The 251-nt window shown below is 59.0% G+C and carries 1 pseudogene; it reads right to left on the bottom strand.

The window, feature by feature from the left end:
- Window positions 1-139, bottom strand: a pseudogene (locus AB3X89_RS40755) (DDE-type integrase/transposase/recombinase); the annotation flags it as partial.
- Window positions 140-251 lie beyond the last annotated feature (112 nt).

Genomic DNA, 251 nt, shown 5'->3' with positions numbered 1-251 from the left:
GATTCGATCCGCTCCTGTCGATCGTCACGGTCCCGGGTTCGCCATTCTGGTCGATTGCCTTTTCGAAATAGGCCCGGGCCGCAGCCTTGTCCCGTGGGGCTCGCAGCAGAAAATCAACGGTGTTGCCGGCTTTGTTCAGCAGGGTAGGCCCGCAGTTGGTTGCGGACGCAACTAGAGCTTTTTGACGCAAACGGCCTTGCCGAAGCTGTTCCACAGATTCACGAGGTTCGCGATAATCACGCCCTCGCGCT

Origin of the sequence: Paraburkholderia sp. BR14320, from assembly GCF_040948665.1 — a bacterium.
GTDB lineage: Bacteria > Pseudomonadota > Gammaproteobacteria > Burkholderiales > Burkholderiaceae > Paraburkholderia > Paraburkholderia youngii.
This window is presented reverse-complemented; position numbering and strand designations above follow the sequence as displayed.